Raw genomic sequence first — 17,355 nt, forward strand, 5'->3', positions numbered from 1 at the left:
CGGCGGCGCGGCGCGGCGCGCCGCATGCGCGCCCCCACGCCGCGCGGGGCCTGCCCGCGACAGGGGGCGGCCATCCGACGGCGCGCGCGACGGCGTGGCGATCCGCAGATGGGCGCGCCCCGCGCCCCCGGGCGCAGACCCTCGCAACCGTATCGGCCGGAGGCTGAGGCCATGTCCTTCCGCAAGGCTGCCGACCTCCTGCGCCTCGCCGAGATCGCCGGCGCGCGGCACGGCGGCGTTTCGCTCGACGAGATCGAGGAGACCTTCGGGGTGGACCGGCGCACGGCGCAGCGCATGACGCGCGCGCTCGAGGACACCTTCCGCGGCGTGCGCACGCGCACCGACGAGGCGCGGCGCAAGTACTGGAAGCTCGACGCGGGCGAGGCGCGCATGGTCTTCGCCCAAGGGCTCCGCGAGGCGGAGCTCACCGCGCTCGAGATGTCGATCCGGCGCGCCGAACGCGACGGCGCGGCGCGCGACGCCGAGGCGCTCGCCCGGCTGCGCGACCGGATGCTCGCGGCGATGCCGGGGCCGCACGCGCGGCGGGTGGAGGCCGACGCGGAGGCGCTGCTGGAGGCGCAGGGCTTCGCCTCGCGCCCCGGCCCGCGGGTGCGGGTGCGCCCGGATCTCCTCGGCGTGATCGCGGAGGCGCTGAAGGCGCCGCAGCGGCTGACCATCGCCTACGCCGGCGCGCGGGACGCCGCGCCCCGCGCGCGCCGCGTCGAGCCCTACGGGCTGCTCCTCGGCACGCGGCGCTATCTCGTCGCCTGCGAGGCCGGCGGCGACGGCCGGCCGCGCCACTTCCGCCTCGACCGGATCGCCTCGGCCCGGCTGGAGCCGGAGGTCTTCGCGCGCGACCCGGGCTTCGACCTCGCCGCGCATGCCGCGCGCGCCTTCGGCTCCTACCACGACGCGCGGGAATACGGCGAGGTGGTCTGGCGCTTCGCCCCGGAGGCGGCGGCGGTGGCGCGCGAGTTCGTCTTCCACCCCGATCAGGAGATGACCGAGGCGGCCGACGGATCGCTCACCGTCCGCTTCCACGCCTCGGGGCACCTGGAGATGGCCTGGCATCTCTACCAGTGGGGCGACGCGGTCGAGGTGCTCGCGCCCGAGGCGCTCCGCGGCCTCGTCGCGGGGCATCGGCGCGGCGATTTCCCGGCGCTCCCGTGACGGCCGCTGGCGAGAGGGGGCGCTGCCCCCTCTTGGCCTGACGGCCAATTCACCCCCGGGATATTTGAGCCAAGAAGAAGGGGCTTGGGAGAGCTCGTCCATGCCGGCCGCGACAGGGGCGGGCCTGCCGGACGGCTATGCGGCGCGATGGCGGGGCGGCCGGCGCCTCGGTCCGATGAGGGGTGAGGCCGGAGGCGGGGCGCGGGCTTGCAGGCCGCCGGTCCGGCGGCGTGCGGTGCGACAGGCGGACCGCTCTCGGGACGGGGCGCGGTGTCGGGGCCGGGCGCGCCCTGCGCGCGGCGCTGTCCGAAGTCAGCGTCGCGCGGAGGCGTGTCGGCTCGTCCCGGCGGCGGGCGGCGGCCCGTCGCCTCAGCCCTCGGCGCCGGCGAGGCGGCGGGCCTCCTGCAGGAGGGCGGCGACGGCGGGCGTCGGCGGGTCGCGTTCGGGGGCGACGAGGCCGATCAGGTGCTCGGCCTCCGGCGCGACGAGGGGCACGGCGTCGAGCGCGCCGAGGCGGGTGAAGAGATCGGCGAGCCGGCTGGGCAGCACCGTGGCGAGGCCGCCGTCGACGACATGGGTGACGAGGGTAATCACCGAATTCGCCTCGAGCACCGGGTCGGCCTCGACGCCCGCCTCGGCCATGTGCCGGGCGACCAGCCGGCGGTTCTGCATGTCCGGCGTCAGGAGCGCGAGGTCCAGCCCGGCGAGCTCGGCCCAGTCGAGGCGCTCGCGGCCTGCGAGCGGGCCGCCGCGCGGCGCGAGGGCCATGTAGCGCTCGCGGTAGAGCGGCAGGGCGGTGACGCGGCCGAGCGGCTCGGCGTCGAGGTAGGTGACGCCCGCGTCGGCCTCGACGTTCTCGAGCATGGCGCGGATCTCGGCGGAGCTGCGCGAGAGGAGGCGCAGGCGCACGCCGGGGTGGCGCGCGCGGAAGCCGGTGGTGAGCGCGGTCACCGCCGAGAGCGCCGTCGGGATCACCGCGAGGCGCAGCACCCCGGTGAGGCCGCGCCGGGCGGTGCGCATCTCCTCGCGGAGCGCGCGGGCGTCGGCGACGATGCGGCGCGCCCAGTCGAGCACGCGCTCGCCCTCGGGGGTGAGGCCCTGGAACCGGCTGCCGCGCCAGACGAGCATCACGCCCAGCTGGTCCTCGAGCTGCTTGATTCCCGCCGAGAGGGTCGGCTGGGTGACGCCGCACTCCTCCGCCGCGCGGCCGAAGTGGCGCGTCTGCGCGAGGGCGATGAACATTTCGAGCTTGTCGATCACGGGCGCGGGATCCGGAGTGCGTTTGCGGCAGGGCGTGGTCGGGGACCGACGTTTGATAGAAACCCTCTATCGAGGCACGAAGCTGCGACATTGAAGCGCAGGGCGTCAAGGGGCATCCGGGCGGAGAAATTCCTGACGGAGCAGGCGGATGGCGCTCGACACGACGGAGACCCGGCACGCCCGGCTGGAGGCGATCCTCGACGCGCACGCGGGCCGTGAGGGGCCGCTCCTGCCGATCCTGCACGACGTGCAGGCGGCCTTCGGCTGCGTGCCGGCGGAGACGATCCCGCGCATCGCCGACCGGCTGAACCTGACGCGCGCCGAGGTGCACGGGGTGGTGAGCTTCTATCACGACTTCCGCGACGAACCGGCCGGGCGCGTGGTGGTGAAGATCTGCCGCGCGGAGGCCTGCAAGGCGGTGGGAAGCGACGCGCTCGCCGCCGCGGCGGAAGCGCGCTGCGGCGTGGCCATGGGCGGGACGGCGCCGGGCGGCGCGGTGACGCTGGAGCCGGTCTATTGCCTCGGGCTCTGCGCCTGCGGCCCGGCGGCGATGGTGGACGGCGAGATCCTCGGCCGGATGGACGCGGCGCGCCTCGACGCGGCGCTGACGGAGCGCGGGGCATGAAGGTCTGGCTCCCCCGCGACGCGGCCGCCAAGGCGCTGGGCGCCGAGGCGGTGGCCGCCGCGCTCGAGGCGGAGGCGGCGCGGCGCGGCGTGGCGCTGGAGCTCGTGCGGACGGGCTCGCGCGGGATGGTCTGGCTGGAGCCGCTCGCGGAGGTGGAGATCGACGGGGCGCGCCACGCCGTCGGGCCGATGACGGCGGCCGATGTGCCCGCGCTTTTCGACGGGGCGGCGGCACATCCCAAGGCGCTGGGGCCGGTCGAGGCGCTCGACTGGATGCGCGCGCAGACGCGGCTGACCTTCGCGCGCTGCGGCGTGATCGACCCGCTGAGCCTGTCGGACTACGCGGCGCACGGGGGCCTCGCCGGGCTGCGCCGGGCGCTCGGGATGGCGCCGGCGGAGATCGTCGCGGAGGTGACCGAGAGCGGATTGCGCGGGCGCGGCGGCGCAGGCTTTCCGACCGGCCTCAAGTGGAAGACGGTGCTCGAGGCCGAGGCGCCGCAGAAATACATCGTCTGCAACGCCGACGAGGGCGACTCGGGCACCTTCGCCGACCGGATGCTGATGGAGGGCGACCCCTTCACCCTGATCGAGGGGATGGCGATCGCCGGGCTCGGCGTCGGCGCGACGCGGGGCTACGTCTACCTGCGCTCGGAATACCCCGACGCGATCGAGGTGATGGAAGCGGCGGTGCGCCTCGCCCGCGAGGCGGGGCTTCTAGGCGAGAGCGTGCTGGGCTCGGGTCGCGCCTTCGACATGGAGATCCGCGCGGGCGCGGGGGCCTATGTCTGCGGCGAGGAGACCTCGCTCCTGAACTCGCTCGAGGGCAAGCGGGGCATCGTGCGCGCCAAGCCGCCGCTGCCGGCGATCGAGGGGCTCTTCGGGCGGCCCACGGTGGTCAACAACGTGCTCTCGCTCGCCACGGTGCCGGTGATCTTCGAGAAGGGCGCGGCGTTCTACGCGGACTTCGGGCTCGGGCGCTCGCGCGGCACGATCCCGCTGCAGATCGCCGGCAACGTCGCGCGCGGCGGGCTCTTCGAGACGGCCTTCGGGATGCCGCTCGGGCGGATCGTGGAGGAGATCGCGGGCGGCACGGCCTCCGGGCGCCCGGTCAAGGCGGTGCAGGTGGGCGGCCCGCTCGGCGCCTACATGGTGCCCGCGCAGTTCGACACGCCCTTCGGCTACGAGGAGGTCGACGGTGCGGGCGGGCTCGTCGGGCATGCCGGGCTCACCGTCTTCGACGACGGCGCCGACATGCTGGAGATGGCGCGCTTCGCCATGGAGTTCTGCGCGGTCGAGAGCTGCGGCAAGTGCACCCCCTGCCGGATCGGCGCGGTGCGCGGCGTAGAGACGCTGGAGCGCGTGCGCGCGGGCGACGCGGCGGCCGTGGGGCTTCTGGAGGATCTCTGCGAGACGATGAGCGCGGGCTCGCTCTGCGCGCTGGGGGGCTTCGCGCCCTTCCCCGTGACGAGCGCGCTCAAGCACTTCCCCGAGGAGTTCGGGGCGGCGCGGGAGGCCGCGGAATGAGGCGGGGTGGTTTCGCCGCGCAGTGGCGCGGCGACCGGCCGGGGGGCGCTGCCCCCGTCGCCATTGTCGCTCGGACCAATGGCGCGACAATGGCAACCCCCCGGGATATTTCCACCAAGAAGAAGGATCGGGTGGAATGAAGGATTTCGTCATTCCCTGGGACGACGCGGACAAGGGCACGCCGGCACGGACGGGCGCGCCCGTGACGCTGAGCGTGGACGGGATCGCGGTGACCGTGCCGGAGGGCACCTCCGTCATGCGCGCGGCGGCCGAGGCGGGCATCCAGGTGCCGAAGCTCTGCGCGACCGACAGCCTCGAGGCCTTCGGCTCCTGCCGGCTTTGCGTGGTGGAGATCGAGGGGCGGCGCGGGACGCCCGCCTCCTGCACGACGCCGGTGGCGGACGGCATGGTGGTGCACACGCAGACCGACACGGTCGCGAAGCTCCGCCGCGGCGTGATGGAGCTCTACATCTCCGATCATTCGCTGGACTGCCTGACCTGCGCGGCCAACGGCGATTGCGAGTTGCAGGACATGGCCGGCATGGTGGGCCTGCGCGACGTGCGCTACGGCTACGAGGGGGACAATCACGTCTTCGCCCGCGCGGGCGGCGAGGCGAACCCGCGCTACCAGCCGAAGGACGAATCGAACCCCTATTTCACCTACGACCCCTCGAAGTGCATCGTCTGCTCGCGCTGCGTGCGGGCCTGCGAGGAGGTGCAGGGCACCTTCGCGCTGACGATCCAGGGCCGCGGCTTCGACAGCCGGGTCTCGGCCGGCACGGCGGGCGACGATTTCCTGAGCTCGGAATGCGTGAGCTGCGGCGCCTGCGTGCAGGCCTGCCCGACGGCCACGCTGCAGGAGAAGAGTACATACGAGCTCGGCACGCCGGACCGGAAGGTGGTGACCACCTGCGCCTATTGCGGGGTCGGCTGCTCCTTCGAGGCGCAGCTCAACGGCGACCGGCTCGTGCGCATGGTGCCGTGGAAGCACGGCAAGGCGAACCGGGGGCATTCCTGCGTGAAGGGCCGCTTCGCCTACGGCTACGCGGAGCACCCGGACCGCATCCTCAACCCGATGATCCGCGAGACGATCGACCAGCCGTGGCGCGAGGTGTCGTGGGAGGAGGCGATCGGTTTCGCGGCCCAAAGGCTGCGCGGCATTCAGGGAACCCACGGACGCCAGGCCATCGGCGGTATCACCTCCTCGCGCTGCACCAACGAGGAGACCTACCTCGTCCAGAAGATGATCCGCGCGGTCTTCGGCAACAACAACACCGACACCTGCGCGCGGGTGTGTCATTCGCCCACGGGCTACGGGCTCAAGACGACCTTCGGCACCTCCGCGGGCACGCAGGATTTCGACTCGGTCGAGGCCTCGGACGTCGTCGTGGTGATCGGGGCGAACCCCACCGACGGGCACCCGGTCTTCGGATCGCGGCTGAAGAAGCGGCTGCGGGCGGGCGCGAAGCTGATCGTGATCGACCCGCGGCGGATCGATCTCGTGCGCACGCCGCATGTGGAGGCGGCGCATCACCTGCCGCTGCGCCCCGGCACCAACGTGGCGGTCCTCACCGCGATGGCGCACGTCATCGTGACCGAGGGGCTGGTGGACGAGGACTTCGTCGCCACCCGCTGCGATGCGGAGGCCTTCGAGGACTGGGCCGCCTTCGTCGCGGAGGAGAGGAACGCGCCCGAGGCGACCGAGGCGCTCACCGGCGTGCCGGCGGCCGAGCTGCGCGCGGCGGCGCGGCTCTACGCCACGGGCGGCAATGGAGCGATCTACTACGGGCTCGGCGTGACCGAGCACAGCCAGGGCTCCACCACCGTCATGGCGATCGCCAATCTCGCCATGGCCACCGGCAACATCGGGCGCCCGGGCGTGGGGGTGAACCCGCTCAGGGGGCAGAACAACGTGCAAGGCAGCTGCGACATGGGCAGCTTCCCGCACGAGCTGCCCGGGTATCGCCACGTCTCGGACGACGCCGCGCGGGAGGTGTTCGAGCATGTCTGGGGCGCCAGCATCGACGCCGAGCCGGGGCTCCGCATCCCCAACATGCTCGACGCCGCCGTGGCCGGCGAGTTCAAGGGCATCTACATTCAGGGCGAGGACATCCTGCAATCGGACCCGGACACGCGGCACGTGGCGGCCGGGCTCGCCGCGATGGACTGCGTGATCGTGCACGATCTCTTCCTGAACGAGACGGCGAACTACGCGCATGTCTTCCTGCCCGGCTCCACCTTCCTCGAGAAGGACGGCACCTTCACCAACGCCGAGCGGCGCATCAACCGCGTGCGCCGGGTGATGGCGCCGAAGAACGGCTTCGCCGACTGGGAGGTGACGCTGCTCTTGGCCAACGCCATGGGCGCGGACTGGGACTACACCCACCCGTCCGAGATCATGGAGGAGATCGCCGCGACGACGCCGAGCTTCGCGGGCGTGACCTATGCGCTGCTGGAGGAGAAGGGCTCGGTCCAGTGGCCCTGCAACGAGGTCCGGCCCGAGGGCTCGCCGGTGATGCACGCCGAGAGCTTCGCCAACGGCAAGGGCCGCTTCATGGTCACCGAATACGTGGCCACCGAGGAGCGGACCGGCCCGCGCTTCCCTCTGCTGCTGACGACGGGGCGGATCCTGTCGCAGTACAACGTGGGCGCGCAGACGCGGCGCACGCCCAACACCGTCTGGCACAAGGAGGACGTGCTGGAGATCCACCCGCACGACGCCGAGGTGCGCGGCGTGCGCGAGGGCGACTGGGTCAAGATCGCCTCCCGCAAGGGGGAGACATCGCTCAGGGCGCATATCACCGACCGGGTCGCGCCGGGCGTGGTCTATACCACCTTCCACCACCCCGACACGCAGGCCAACGTGGTCACCACCGACTATTCCGACTGGGCCACCAACTGCCCGGAATACAAGGTGACGGCGGTGCAGGTCGCGCCGTCGAACGGGCCCACCGAGTGGCAGCGCGACTACGCCGAACAGGCCGGGCGCGCGCGGCGCATCCTGCCGGCGGCGGAGTGATGGGGGCGCCGCGCCTCTCTCCGATGGCGCGCGCGCGCCCGCCCGCGCCCCGGCCGCTGGCCGAGGAGGCGGCCATCGCGCTCGTCTACGACGCCACGACGCAGGCCGTGATGATGGCCACGCCCGCCGATCTGGAGGATTTCGCGGCGGGTTTCACCCTGACCGAGGGGATCGCGCGCGACCTGTCGGACATCGCCGAGCTGGAGGTGGTCGAGCATCCGCAGGGGATCGAGTGCCGCATGTGGCTCGCCGCCGACCGGGCCGAGGCGCTCGCCGCGCGGCGCCGCGCGATGGCGGGGCCGGTGGGCTGCGGGCTCTGCGGGATCGACAGCCTCGAGCAAGCGGCGCGCCCCGCGGCGGAGGTCACCGCGCCGCTCGCCCTGCCCCGGTCCGAGATCCCGCGCGCGACGGAGGCGCTGCGCGCCGCGCAGCCGCTCCACGACGCCACGCGCGCGGTGCACGGGGCGGGGCTCTGGGTGCCGGGCGAGGGGCTCGTCGCGGCGCGCGAGGACGTGGGCCGGCACAACGCGCTCGACAAGCTCGCCGGCGCGCTGGCGCGCGGCGGGGTGGACGCGCGGCGGGGCGCGGTCGTGCTGACCTCGCGCGTCTCGGTCGAGATGGTGCAGAAGGCCTCCGCCATGGGTGCGCCCGCGATCCTCGCCGTCTCCGCCCCCACCGCCGCGGCGGTGCGCCTCGCCGAGGCGGCCGGGATGACCCTCGTCGCCCGCGCGCGCGACGGCGCCTTCGAGATCGCCGCCCACCCGCACCGCATCGTGGAAAGGCCCCCGCATGTCGCCTGAGAAGCTCGCCCGCATGGCCAACCAGATCGCCACCTTCTTCCGCGCGCAGCCCGCGGAGGACCGCGCGGCGCTGGTGGCCAAGCACCTCGACGATTTCTGGGAGCCGCGCATGCGCCGCCAGCTCCTCGAGCTCGTGCAGGCGGGCCACGCCGATCTCGACCCGCTGGTGGTCGCGGCGGCGGGGCGGATGCGCGCGCCGGCCTGAGCGGCCCGCCCGCTCGGTGCGCCCTTGCGGGCGCGTCTCGCGAAGAGGCCCGGCGACGGGCCGATGAGCCTCCGCCGGCGCGAAATTGGTGAACCTGCGCCACGCCTTTTTGATCTGGGTCAACGCAGCGGCATGCGATCGTATTCCATCTTCGCCATATGACGCGGAGGAGACGCATGACCGATTCCAGAGATTTCACCGCCAGCCGCCGGGGCTTCCTCGGCCTCGCGGCCGGCGCGGGGGCGCTGGCGCTCGCCGGCCAGGGCGGCCCGGCGCGCGCGCAGGTGCGCACGAGCGCCCATATCGTGATCCTCGGCGCGGGCGCCGCGGGCACGGCACTCGCCAACCGCCTCGCCGAGCGGCTCGACGGCGCGCGCATCACCATCGTCGACGGCCGGGCCGAGCACTGGTACCAACCGGGCTTCACCCTGATCGCCGCCGGGCTCCAGCCGGCCAACTACTCCGTCAGCACCACCGACGAGTGGCTGCCCGACGGCGTGACGCTCAAGCCCGAATACGCCGCCGAGATCGACCCCGAGGCGAAGACCGTGGGCCTCGCGGGCGGCGAGCGGCTCGACTACGACTACCTGATCGTCGCGCCCGGCATCACGATGGACTGGGACGCGATCGAGGGCTTCTCGCTCGACATGGTGGGCGAGAACGGCATCGGCGCGGTCTACGCCGGGCCCGACTACGCGGCCAAGACCTGGGCGGCGATGGACCGTTTCACCGAGGAGGGCGGCGAGGCCGTCTTCTTCCGCCCAGCGACCGAGATGAAATGCGCCGGCGCGCCGCTCAAGTACACCTTCCTCACCGACGACTACGCGCGGCGCAAGGGCACGCGCGGCGCCACCAACATCACCTACGCGGCGCAATCGGACAGCCTCTTCGGCGTGCCGATCGTCAACGAGAAGGTGGAGATGCTCTACGACGACCGCGGCGTGGAGCGGCGCTACGATCACGTGCTCAAGGCGCTGGATCCGGGGCGCAAGGTGCTGACGTTCGACACGCCCACCGGCGAGGAGGAGATCCCCTTCGACTTCACCAACATCATCCCGCCGATGCGCGCGCCGGAGGTGGTGCGGCAGTCGGGGCTCTCCTGGGCCGATCGCTGGGTCGATCAGGGCTGGGTCGAGGTGGACCAGCACACGCTCCGCCACCGCCGCTACCCGGAGGTCTTCGCCGCGGGCGACGTGGCCGGCGTGCCCAAGGGCAAGACCGCGGCGAGCGTCAAGTGGCAGGTTCCGGTGGTCGAGGAGCAACTCGTCGCGCAGATCGCGGGCGACACGACCGACGCCGCCTACAACGGCTACACCTCGTGCCCGCTCATCACCCGCGTGGGCCGGGCGATGCTGATCGAGTTCGACTACAAGAACCACCTGGTGCCGAGCTTCCCCGGCGTGATTGCGCCGCTCGAGGAGCTCTGGATCAGCTGGCTGATGAAGGAGGTGGCGCTCAAGGCCACCTACAACGCGATGCTGCGCGGCAAAGCCTGAGGAGGACGCGTCATGGAAGAGCTCTCGTTCGAAACCCTGATCGCCGTCTTCGAAGAGGTGTTCGGCACATTTCTCTTCTGGAGCCTCGTGGTGGTCGCGGCGGTGATCACGATCGGCTACATCTACGTGCTGATCCGCGACCGCGCGGTGAGCTGGCGGAAATTCCTGCTCGCCCAGCTCTCGATGCCCGTGGGCGCGGTGGCCGCGATCTACTTCGTGTTCTGGGTGACCAAGTCGGGCTTCGCCGACATGGGCGGGCCGATCGACATCATCGTGCTGCTGGGCGTGGGCCTCGCCGGCGCCATCGGCGCGGCGATCCTCGTCTACACGGTGCAGTCGATGATCGCGCCGCCCGAACAGGAAAGCTGACCGCGTTTCGCCCGCCGCCGTGCCTCCCTTCGGCGGCGGGCCCTCAGCGGCGGGGCGGCGCCACGCGTCGTCGTCTCCCTCGGGCGCCGCTCCGCCGCGCTCAACCGCGCCAGTCCACGACATCGTCGGGGCTGGCGCGCGCCGTTCGGTAGCCGTTGGCCGGGTGATCCGGATCGGCGCGGCCGAAGGCGATGCCGCAGACGATCCAGCGGTCCTCCGGCACGGCGAACCAGTCCCGAAGGAACGGCGCCTGCGTGGCGAGGGCGGCCTGCGCGATGGTGGCCACGCCCGCGGCCTGCGCCGCGGTCATGAAGGCGGTGACGAAGGCGCCGCAGTCGAGCACGCCGTAGGTCCCGAGCGCCGCGGGGGCGGTGACGAGCGCCACATGCGGCGCGCCGAAGAAGCGGAAGTTCTCCAACGTCTGCCGGGCCGAGGCCGCCCGGTCCCCGCGCGCGACGCCCACGGCGTCGTAGAGCTGCCAGCCGCAGGCCGAGCGGCGCGCCTTGTAGACGCCCTCGTAGGCGGTCGGGAAGGGGATGTCGGGCGCGGGCGCGGCGGTCTGCGCGTGGGCGTAAAGCGCCGCGCGCAGGCGGTCGGTCTCGGGCTTGCGGGTGACGATCAGCTGCCAGGGCTGCGTGTTGTTCCAGGAGGCGACGCGCTGCGCGGTTGCGACGATGCGCGTGACGGTCGCCTCCGGGATCGGCTCGGGCAGAAAGGCGCGACAGGACCAGCGCGCGGCGAAGAGCCGGTCGAGCGTCGCGAGCGCGTCGTCCCCTGGCCCGGCGGCGTCCGGGGCGGTGTCCCGCAGGCTGTCGGGCGCACGCCCCGGTGCAGCGTCCCTGGCGGTGCCCCGGACGCTGGCGGGCGCGCTGGCGGGCGTGGCATCGGACCCGCTGCCCGACGCGTCCCCGTCCGCTCGGCGCGCCATGCCGGGCGCGTCTCGCTGGGCCTGCTGTTCCCGCTCGCGCGCATACCCGTCCGCTCGCTGCGCCCTCTCGGGCGCGTCGCCGTCCGCTCGGTGCGCCTTGTCAGACGCGTCTCGCTGGGCCTGGTGCGCCCGCTCGGGCGCGTCCGCTCGCTGCGCCCTGCCGGGCGCGCCCCCGTCCGCTCGGCGCGCCCTGCCGGGCGCGTCTCGCTCCGGCCCGCTCATGCCCGGCCCTCCAGCCAGGCGCGGATGGCGGCGCCATGCTCGCCCCGCGCGGGCGCCGGGCGGACCGGGGCCGCCCGGCCGTCGAAGCGCGGCGCCGGGGCGGGCTGCAGCGTCTCCTCCGCGCGCACCCACGTGCCCCGCGCGGCGAGATGCGGGTCGCGGGCGGCCTCCTCGGGCGAGAGCACCGGCGCGACGCAGGCCTCCGCGCCGGCGAAATGCGCCGCCCAGTCGTCGCGCGTGCGCTCGGCGAAGCGCCCGGCGAGGCGCGCGGTCAGGCGCGGCCAGCGCTCGGCGTCGAACTGCTCGGCGAAATCGGCGTCGCCGGCGAGGTCCAGCCGCGCGAGGAAATTGGTGTAGAACTTCGGCTCGAGGCACTGCACCGCGACGAAGCCGCCGCAGGCGCAGGCGTAGGTCCGGCACCAGTGCGGCCCGTCGAGCAGGCTCCGCCCCCGCGCCATGCTGAGCCCGAGCGCCATCAGGAGCGCCATCATGTGGGCCGAGCCGTCCACGATCGCGGCGTCCACCACCGTCCCCTGCCCCGTCGTCTTGGCGCGCAGGAGCCCGGCGAGCATCCCGGCGACGAGGTAGAGCGCCCCGCCACCCACGTCGCCCACCAGCGTGGGCGGCGTCAGGGGCGCGTCGCCGGGTTCGGAGGCGTACCAGAGCGCGCCGGAGAGCCCGATGTAGGTGAGATCGTGCCCCGCCTCCGCCGCGCGCGGGCCGGTCTGTCCCCAGCCGGTCATCCGCCCGTAGACGAGCGCCGGGTTAAGCGCCCGCGCGCGCTCCGGCCCGAGGCCGAGGCGCTCCATCACGCCGGGGCGGAAGCCCTCGATCAGCCCGTCGGCGCGCGCGGCGAGCGCCTCGAGCACAGCCATGTCGCCCGGGTCCTTCAGGTCGAGCGCGATGGAGCGCTTGCCGCGGTCGAGCGCGCTGCGCTCGCCGAGGCCGGGCGTGCCCGCGGGCACCTTGCGGTGCACCACGATCACCTCCGCGCCCAGATCGGCGAGCGTCATGCCCGCGAAGGGCGCGGGGCCCAGCGCCTCGATCTCGACGATGCGGATGCCCTCGAGCATGGCCTCTCCTCCCGAGCCGAGCCTGCGCGCGATGGACGGCGCGTGCAAGCGCCGCAGCCGCGCGCGGGCGCCGGGCCGCCGGCCCCGGCCGAGGCGGCTTGAGCCCCGCGCGCGGCGGTGCCACCTTCGCGCGGAAGGAGGCGGCAGCGATGCAGCAGGCACGGGATTTCGGCGCCGAGAGCGCGGCGCTCGACGCGGTTCTGGACCGGCTCGACCCCGGGCACTGGCACCGGCCCACGCTCTTCAAGAGCTGGACGCCGGAGGATATCCTCATTCACCTGCATTTCTGGAACCGCGCGCAGGACCTCGCGCTGACCGATCCGGCGCGCTTCGAGACCGAGATGGCGCCGATGCGCGCCGCGCTGGAGGCCGGGCGCGGGCGGCTCCACGAGGCGGAGGTGGTGCGCGAGCGCGGCCCGGTGCTGCGCGCCGCCTGGGCCGCCTACGCCGCCGAGATGGCGCGGCGCTGGGCCGCGGTGGACCCGAGGCGCCGGGTGCCGTGGGTCGGGCCGGAGATGTCGGCGCGGAGCGCCATGTCCGCCCGGCACATGGAGACCTGGGCGCATGGCCTCGCCATCTGGGACATGCTCGGCCTCACGCGGGAGGAGGACGACCGCATCGGCAACATCGTCCACCTCGGCGTCGCCGCCTTCGGCTGGTCCTTCGCGGTGCAGGGGCTGGCCGCGCCGCCGCATCTGCCCCGGCTGGAGCTGACGGCGCCCTCCGGCGCGCTCTGGACCTACGGCGAGGCCGGGTGCCCCGACCGGATCGCGGGGCCGGCGGCGGATTTCTGCAAGGTGGTGACGCAGACGAGGAACGTCGCCGACACGGCGCTCCACGTCACCGGGCCGGTGGCGACCGCCTGGATGGCGCAGGCCCAGTGCTTCGCCGGCCCGCGCGAGGTACCACCCGCCCCCGGCGCGCGCGGGCCGGAGGCGCGCGCGCGGGAGGCGTGAGGCCGCGGTCGCGGGGCGCGGCCCCGTGCGCGCGCGCCCCTGACAGGGCGAGGCGAGGCCGCAGCGCCCGGCGCTTTCGGGCAGGCCGGACAGGCGACGGCCCGGACCACATGATTCGCTTCCCGGACCGCGGCGGCTGGCCAGCCCGGCGATCTGACCCGACGTATCGCGCGTTAGACACTGGCAGGTGTCGTCCGACGTGCTAGGGTGTCCGCGCTGCGGCACGGCCGACTCCCGGCCTGCCGGGGAGAGGACAGGACCGATGGTCTACGCGCCACGCGACGGCACCCGCGCGAGCCGGACGCTCCCCGCGACGCCGACCCTCGACCTCGAGGAGGGCGACGGATGGCTCGCCATCTGGCTGAACGGGCCGGAGGACGGCAACCTGCTGACGGCGCGGCGGGTCGCGGACCTCGCCCGGGTCTGCGAAACGCTCGCGCTGCGCCCCGACATCCGCGGCGTGAGCTTCCGCGGGCGGGGCGGGCGCTTCTGCGCGGGCGGCGATCTCTCGATGCTGCGCGCCGCGGCGAGCGGCGACGTCGAGCGCGAGGCCCTGATCCGCGCCTCGCGCACCACCGGCGCGCTGATGCGGCGGGTGGCGACGCTGCCGCAGCTGACCGTCATGATCGTCGAGGGCGAGGCCGTCGCGGGCGGCTGCGGCCTCGTCGCGGCCGGGGATATCGTGGTCGCGCGGCAGGACGCCACCTTCGCCTTTTCCGAAACGCAACTCGGCATCGTGCCGGCGCAGATCGCGCCGGTGGTGATGTCGCGCCTCGGCAGCCGGATCGCCCGGCGGCTCCTGTTGCTCGGCGGGCGCCTCTCGGCGGAGGAGGCCGCGCGCGCGGGCCTCGCCGACGTCGTGGTGCCCGACGGCCCTGCGCTCGAGGCCGAGCTCGATGCGCTGCGCGCCCAGGCGCGGCTCTGCGCGCCCGGCGCGGTCTCCGCGACCAAGCGGCTCCTGATGGACCTGCCGGGGCTCTTCCCGGACGAGCAGCTCGACATGGCCGCGCAGGTCTTCGCCGACCAGCTCGACAGCGCCGAGGGTCGCGAGGGGCTCGAGAGCTTCTTCGGCAAGCGCCCGCCCGACTGGACGCAGGACGCGTAGGCGGCCACCGCGGCCGGGCCGTGGCCCGGTGCGCGCGACCGACGGCCGTCAGCCCCGCGGCGCGCCCGGGGCCGCCCCGTGCACGAGCGCCCGCAAGAGCGGATTGGGAAAGCGCCGCGCGAGCGTGACGGCGTAGAAGCTCTCGACGATGCCGGGCAGGCGGTGCGCCTCCACGAGCGTGCCCTGCGCGAGTTCGTCGGTCACCACGATCGGCGGCAACACGGCGAGGCCCGCGTCGGCACGCGCCATGAGCCGCATCATCGCCATGTCGTCCACCTCCGCCGCGATCTGCGGGCGCAGGCCGAGCCGGTCGCAGAGCGCGTCGAAGCCGGTGCGCACGCCGCTGTCGCTCGTCGGCAGGATCACCGGCTGATCGGTCAGCAGATCCTCGAGCGCGGCGCCGCCCGAGAGCCGGGCGGGCGCGCCGACAAGGCTCACCCCCTGTTCGTCGATCTTGTGCGAGACGAAGGGCGTCACCGCGTCCTCGGCCGCCGCGCGGTTGAGGAGCACCACGTCGAGGTTCAGCCGCTCGAGCGCCTGAAGAAGCTCCGCCGGCCCGCCCGAGCGCAGCACGATCTCGACGTCGGCGCGCCCCATGAGCGGGCGCAGGAAGGCCAGCGTGAAGTTGCGCGACAGCGTGGCGAGCGCGCCGACGCGCAGCGCCCGCCGCGCCCGCCCCTCGGCGCGCAGGGTATCGAGAAGCTCCTCCCCGGTGGCGAAGATCGTGTCGGCGTGATCCAGCGCGAGGCGCCCGGCCTCCGTCAGGTGAAGTTGCCGCCCCCGGCGCTCGAAGAGCGGATGGCCGAGCCGCTCCTCGAGCTTGCGGATCTGCGTCGAGAGCGCGGACTGCGAGAGGTTCAGCCGCTCCGCCGTGCGCGTGAGGTTGCCGTCGTGCGCCACGGCCCAGAAGTAGCGGAGGTGGTTGTAGTTGAGCTGCGCCATGATCGTTCAAATAAATCGAACGAAACGCGCGATACAATGAATTTCTAAATTCTGCGCCGCCGCATTACCCCTCGTCGGACAAGATCCGACAGCGCGAGGGAGTGCAGCCGATGGACCTTTACACCCTGTCCCTCCTGGCCCCGGCGGCGGTGCTCGTCGCCGCCGCGGCCGGGTTCCTGAACGCGGGTCGCCGCCCCGAGTGGGTCCCGCAGATCGCCGAGGGCGCGGCGCTCGCCGCCGTGGTCGCGGCGCTCGCCTCCGGCGCGGTGCTCGCCGCGCAGGGCCCCGGCACCGGCGAGATCCTCGGGCTGATGGTGCGCCTCGACCTGCTGAGCGTCGTGATGCTGCTGCTCGTGAGCTTCGTGGGCTGGGTCGTCCTGCGCTACACGCGGAGCTATCTCGACGGCGAGGACCGGCAGGGCGCCTTCACGGGCTGGATGGCGCTGACGCTCGCCTCGGTGCTGACCTTCGTGCAGGCGGGGCACCTCGGGCTCTTCGTCGTGGCCTTCGTCGCCACCTCGATCTTTCTCGAGCGGCTCCTTCTCTTCTATCCCGAGCGGGTGCCGGCCCGGCGCGCCGCGCGCAAGAAGTTCGTGACCGCGCGCCTCGGCGACGCGGCGCTGATCACGGCGGCCGTGCTGCTCTACAACGCCTACGCCACGCCGCAGATCGGCGAGATCCTCGCCGCCGCGCGCATCGGCGTGATGCCGGACGCGGCGCTCTGGGCGGCCGGGTTCCTCGCGCTCGCCGCGCTGCTGAAATCGGCGCAGTTCCCGACGCACGGCTGGCTGACCGAGGTCATGGAGACGCCGACGCCGGTCTCGGCGCTTCTGCATGCGGGCGTCATCAACGCGGGCGGTTTCCTGCTGATCCGGTTTTCGGACGTGCTGCTGCTCGCGCCCGGGGTGCTCGCCGTGCTGGTCATGGTGGGCGGTTTCACGGCGCTCTTCGGGGGGCTCGTGATGTTGACGCAGCCGGCGGTCAAGACCTCGCTCGCCTGGTCGACGGTGGCGCAGATGGGCTTCATGATCCTGCAGTGCGGGCTCGCCCTCTTCCCGCTGGCGCTTCTGCACATCGTGGCGCATTCGCTCTACAAGGCGCACGCCTTCCTCGCCTCGGGCATGGCGGTCGAGGGCGTCGCGGCGATCCGGCGGCCGGGGCCGGTGGCGATCCCCTCGGGCGGCGCGGTGCTGAAGGCCTTCGTCGCGGCGCTGGTGATCTACGGGCTCGTCGGCGCGGGCTTCGGTTTCGACGGGAAGTCGCCGCAGGCGATCGCGCTCGGCGCCATCCTGATCTTCGGCGTCGCCTACCTCTTGGCGCAGGGCCTCGCCGATCAGGCGCCCAAGGTGCTTACGCAGCGCACGGCGCTGATGTCGGTCGCGGCCTCCATCGCCTATTTCGCGCTGCAGCGGGGCACCGAGGCCGCGATGGCCGGCACGCTGCCCGCCACGCCCGCGCCCGGGCCGCTCGAATGGGCGCTCATGGTGCTCGCCGTGATCAGCTTCGGCGCGGTGGCGGTGGCGCAGGCGATGTTCCCGCTCTGGGCCTATCACCCGGCGGCGGCGGGGCTGCGCGTGCATCTTTCCAACGGGCTCTACGCCAACGCGGTGATGGACCGGATCCTCGGCGGCTGGGCGCTGCGGCGGACCGGCTGAGCGAACG

15 protein-coding genes are annotated in these 17,355 nt (G+C 73.7%); 11 read left to right on the forward strand and 4 right to left on the reverse strand.

Annotated features, from left to right (window positions below; all coding sequences use genetic code 11):
* Positions 1 to 171: 171 nt before the first annotated feature.
* A complete protein-coding gene (locus tag DRV84_RS10340; RefSeq protein WP_115980138.1) occupies positions 172 to 1,170 on the forward strand; it encodes a helix-turn-helix transcriptional regulator in 999 nt (332 codons plus the stop codon).
* 369 nt (positions 1,171 to 1,539) lie between these two features.
* Here DRV84_RS10340 and DRV84_RS10345 read toward each other — a convergent pair whose 3' ends face one another.
* Positions 1,540 to 2,430: a LysR family transcriptional regulator gene (locus DRV84_RS10345; protein WP_115980141.1), complete on the reverse strand. Its 891-nt coding sequence runs from the start codon at positions 2,428 to 2,430 to the stop codon at positions 1,540 to 1,542.
* A 148-nt stretch (positions 2,431 to 2,578) separates the two neighbouring features.
* Between DRV84_RS10345 and DRV84_RS10350 the strand changes: the two genes are divergently transcribed.
* The 7 genes from DRV84_RS10350 (at position 2,579) to DRV84_RS10380 (ending at position 10,467) form a co-directional block, all read left to right on the forward strand.
* Entirely contained in the window at positions 2,579 to 3,055 is a 477-nt protein-coding gene (locus DRV84_RS10350; protein WP_115980144.1) for a formate dehydrogenase subunit gamma, read from the forward strand.
* Entirely contained in the window at positions 3,052 to 4,578 is a 1,527-nt protein-coding gene (locus tag DRV84_RS10355; RefSeq protein WP_115980146.1) for an NADH-ubiquinone oxidoreductase-F iron-sulfur binding region domain-containing protein, read from the forward strand. Before DRV84_RS10350 ends, DRV84_RS10355 begins: the two co-directional genes overlap by 4 nt.
* Positions 4,579 to 4,714: 136 nt before the next feature.
* Positions 4,715 to 7,597, forward strand: coding sequence for a formate dehydrogenase subunit alpha (fdhF, locus tag DRV84_RS10360; RefSeq protein ID WP_115980149.1), 2,883 nt, complete (start codon positions 4,715 to 4,717; stop codon positions 7,595 to 7,597).
* Positions 7,598 to 7,620: 23 nt separating this feature from the next.
* Positions 7,621 to 8,397: a formate dehydrogenase accessory sulfurtransferase FdhD gene (gene fdhD, locus DRV84_RS10365; protein WP_239995051.1), complete on the forward strand. Its 777-nt coding sequence runs from the start codon at positions 7,621 to 7,623 to the stop codon at positions 8,395 to 8,397.
* Positions 8,387 to 8,602: a formate dehydrogenase subunit delta gene (locus tag DRV84_RS10370; protein WP_115980155.1), complete on the forward strand. Its 216-nt coding sequence runs from the start codon at positions 8,387 to 8,389 to the stop codon at positions 8,600 to 8,602. The genes fdhD and DRV84_RS10370 overlap by 11 nt, the downstream gene beginning before the upstream one ends.
* Before the next feature lie 176 nt (positions 8,603 to 8,778).
* Positions 8,779 to 10,098 carry an NAD(P)/FAD-dependent oxidoreductase gene (locus DRV84_RS10375; protein WP_115980158.1) on the forward strand — a complete coding sequence of 440 codons (1,320 nt, stop codon included), beginning with the start codon at positions 8,779 to 8,781 and terminating at the stop codon, positions 10,096 to 10,098.
* Between the two features lie 12 nt (positions 10,099 to 10,110).
* Positions 10,111 to 10,467 (forward strand): DUF5368 domain-containing protein, encoded by a 357-nt coding sequence (locus DRV84_RS10380; RefSeq protein WP_115980161.1) that lies wholly within the window; start codon positions 10,111 to 10,113, stop codon positions 10,465 to 10,467.
* A gap of 100 nt (positions 10,468 to 10,567) precedes the next feature.
* Here DRV84_RS10380 and DRV84_RS10385 read toward each other — a convergent pair whose 3' ends face one another.
* Together DRV84_RS10385 and DRV84_RS10390 are read right to left on the reverse strand one after the other, a co-directional pair.
* Complete coding sequence (locus DRV84_RS10385; protein WP_115980164.1) at positions 10,568 to 11,395, reverse strand: nitroreductase; 828 nt, start codon at positions 11,393 to 11,395, stop codon at positions 10,568 to 10,570.
* Positions 11,396 to 11,613: 218 nt separating this feature from the next.
* Complete coding sequence (locus tag DRV84_RS10390; RefSeq protein WP_115980167.1) at positions 11,614 to 12,690, reverse strand: CaiB/BaiF CoA transferase family protein; 1,077 nt, start codon at positions 12,688 to 12,690, stop codon at positions 11,614 to 11,616.
* Positions 12,691 to 12,839: 149 nt separating this feature from the next.
* Here DRV84_RS10390 and DRV84_RS10395 point away from each other — a divergent pair, with 149 nt between their 5' ends.
* Complete coding sequence (locus DRV84_RS10395; protein WP_115980170.1) at positions 12,840 to 13,646, forward strand: TIGR03084 family metal-binding protein; 807 nt, start codon at positions 12,840 to 12,842, stop codon at positions 13,644 to 13,646.
* Between the two features lie 262 nt (positions 13,647 to 13,908).
* Entirely contained in the window at positions 13,909 to 14,751 is an 843-nt protein-coding gene (locus DRV84_RS10400; protein WP_115980173.1) for an enoyl-CoA hydratase-related protein, read from the forward strand.
* A 48-nt stretch (positions 14,752 to 14,799) separates the two neighbouring features.
* Here DRV84_RS10400 and DRV84_RS10405 read toward each other — a convergent pair whose 3' ends face one another.
* The gene (locus DRV84_RS10405; protein ID WP_115980176.1) at positions 14,800 to 15,693 is read right to left on the reverse strand and encodes a LysR family transcriptional regulator; all 894 of its coding nucleotides are present in this window, start codon (positions 15,691 to 15,693) and stop codon (positions 14,800 to 14,802) included.
* Positions 15,694 to 15,803: 110 nt separating this feature from the next.
* Here DRV84_RS10405 and DRV84_RS10410 point away from each other — a divergent pair, with 110 nt between their 5' ends.
* On the forward strand, positions 15,804 to 17,348 hold the full coding sequence (locus DRV84_RS10410; protein ID WP_115980179.1) for a proton-conducting transporter transmembrane domain-containing protein: 1,545 nt from the start codon (positions 15,804 to 15,806) through the stop codon (positions 17,346 to 17,348).
* The last annotated feature ends 7 nt before the right edge of the window (positions 17,349 to 17,355 follow it).

Source organism: Rhodosalinus sediminis (assembly GCF_003385555.1).
GTDB classification, from domain to species: Bacteria; Pseudomonadota; Alphaproteobacteria; order Rhodobacterales; family Rhodobacteraceae; genus Rhodosalinus; species Rhodosalinus sediminis.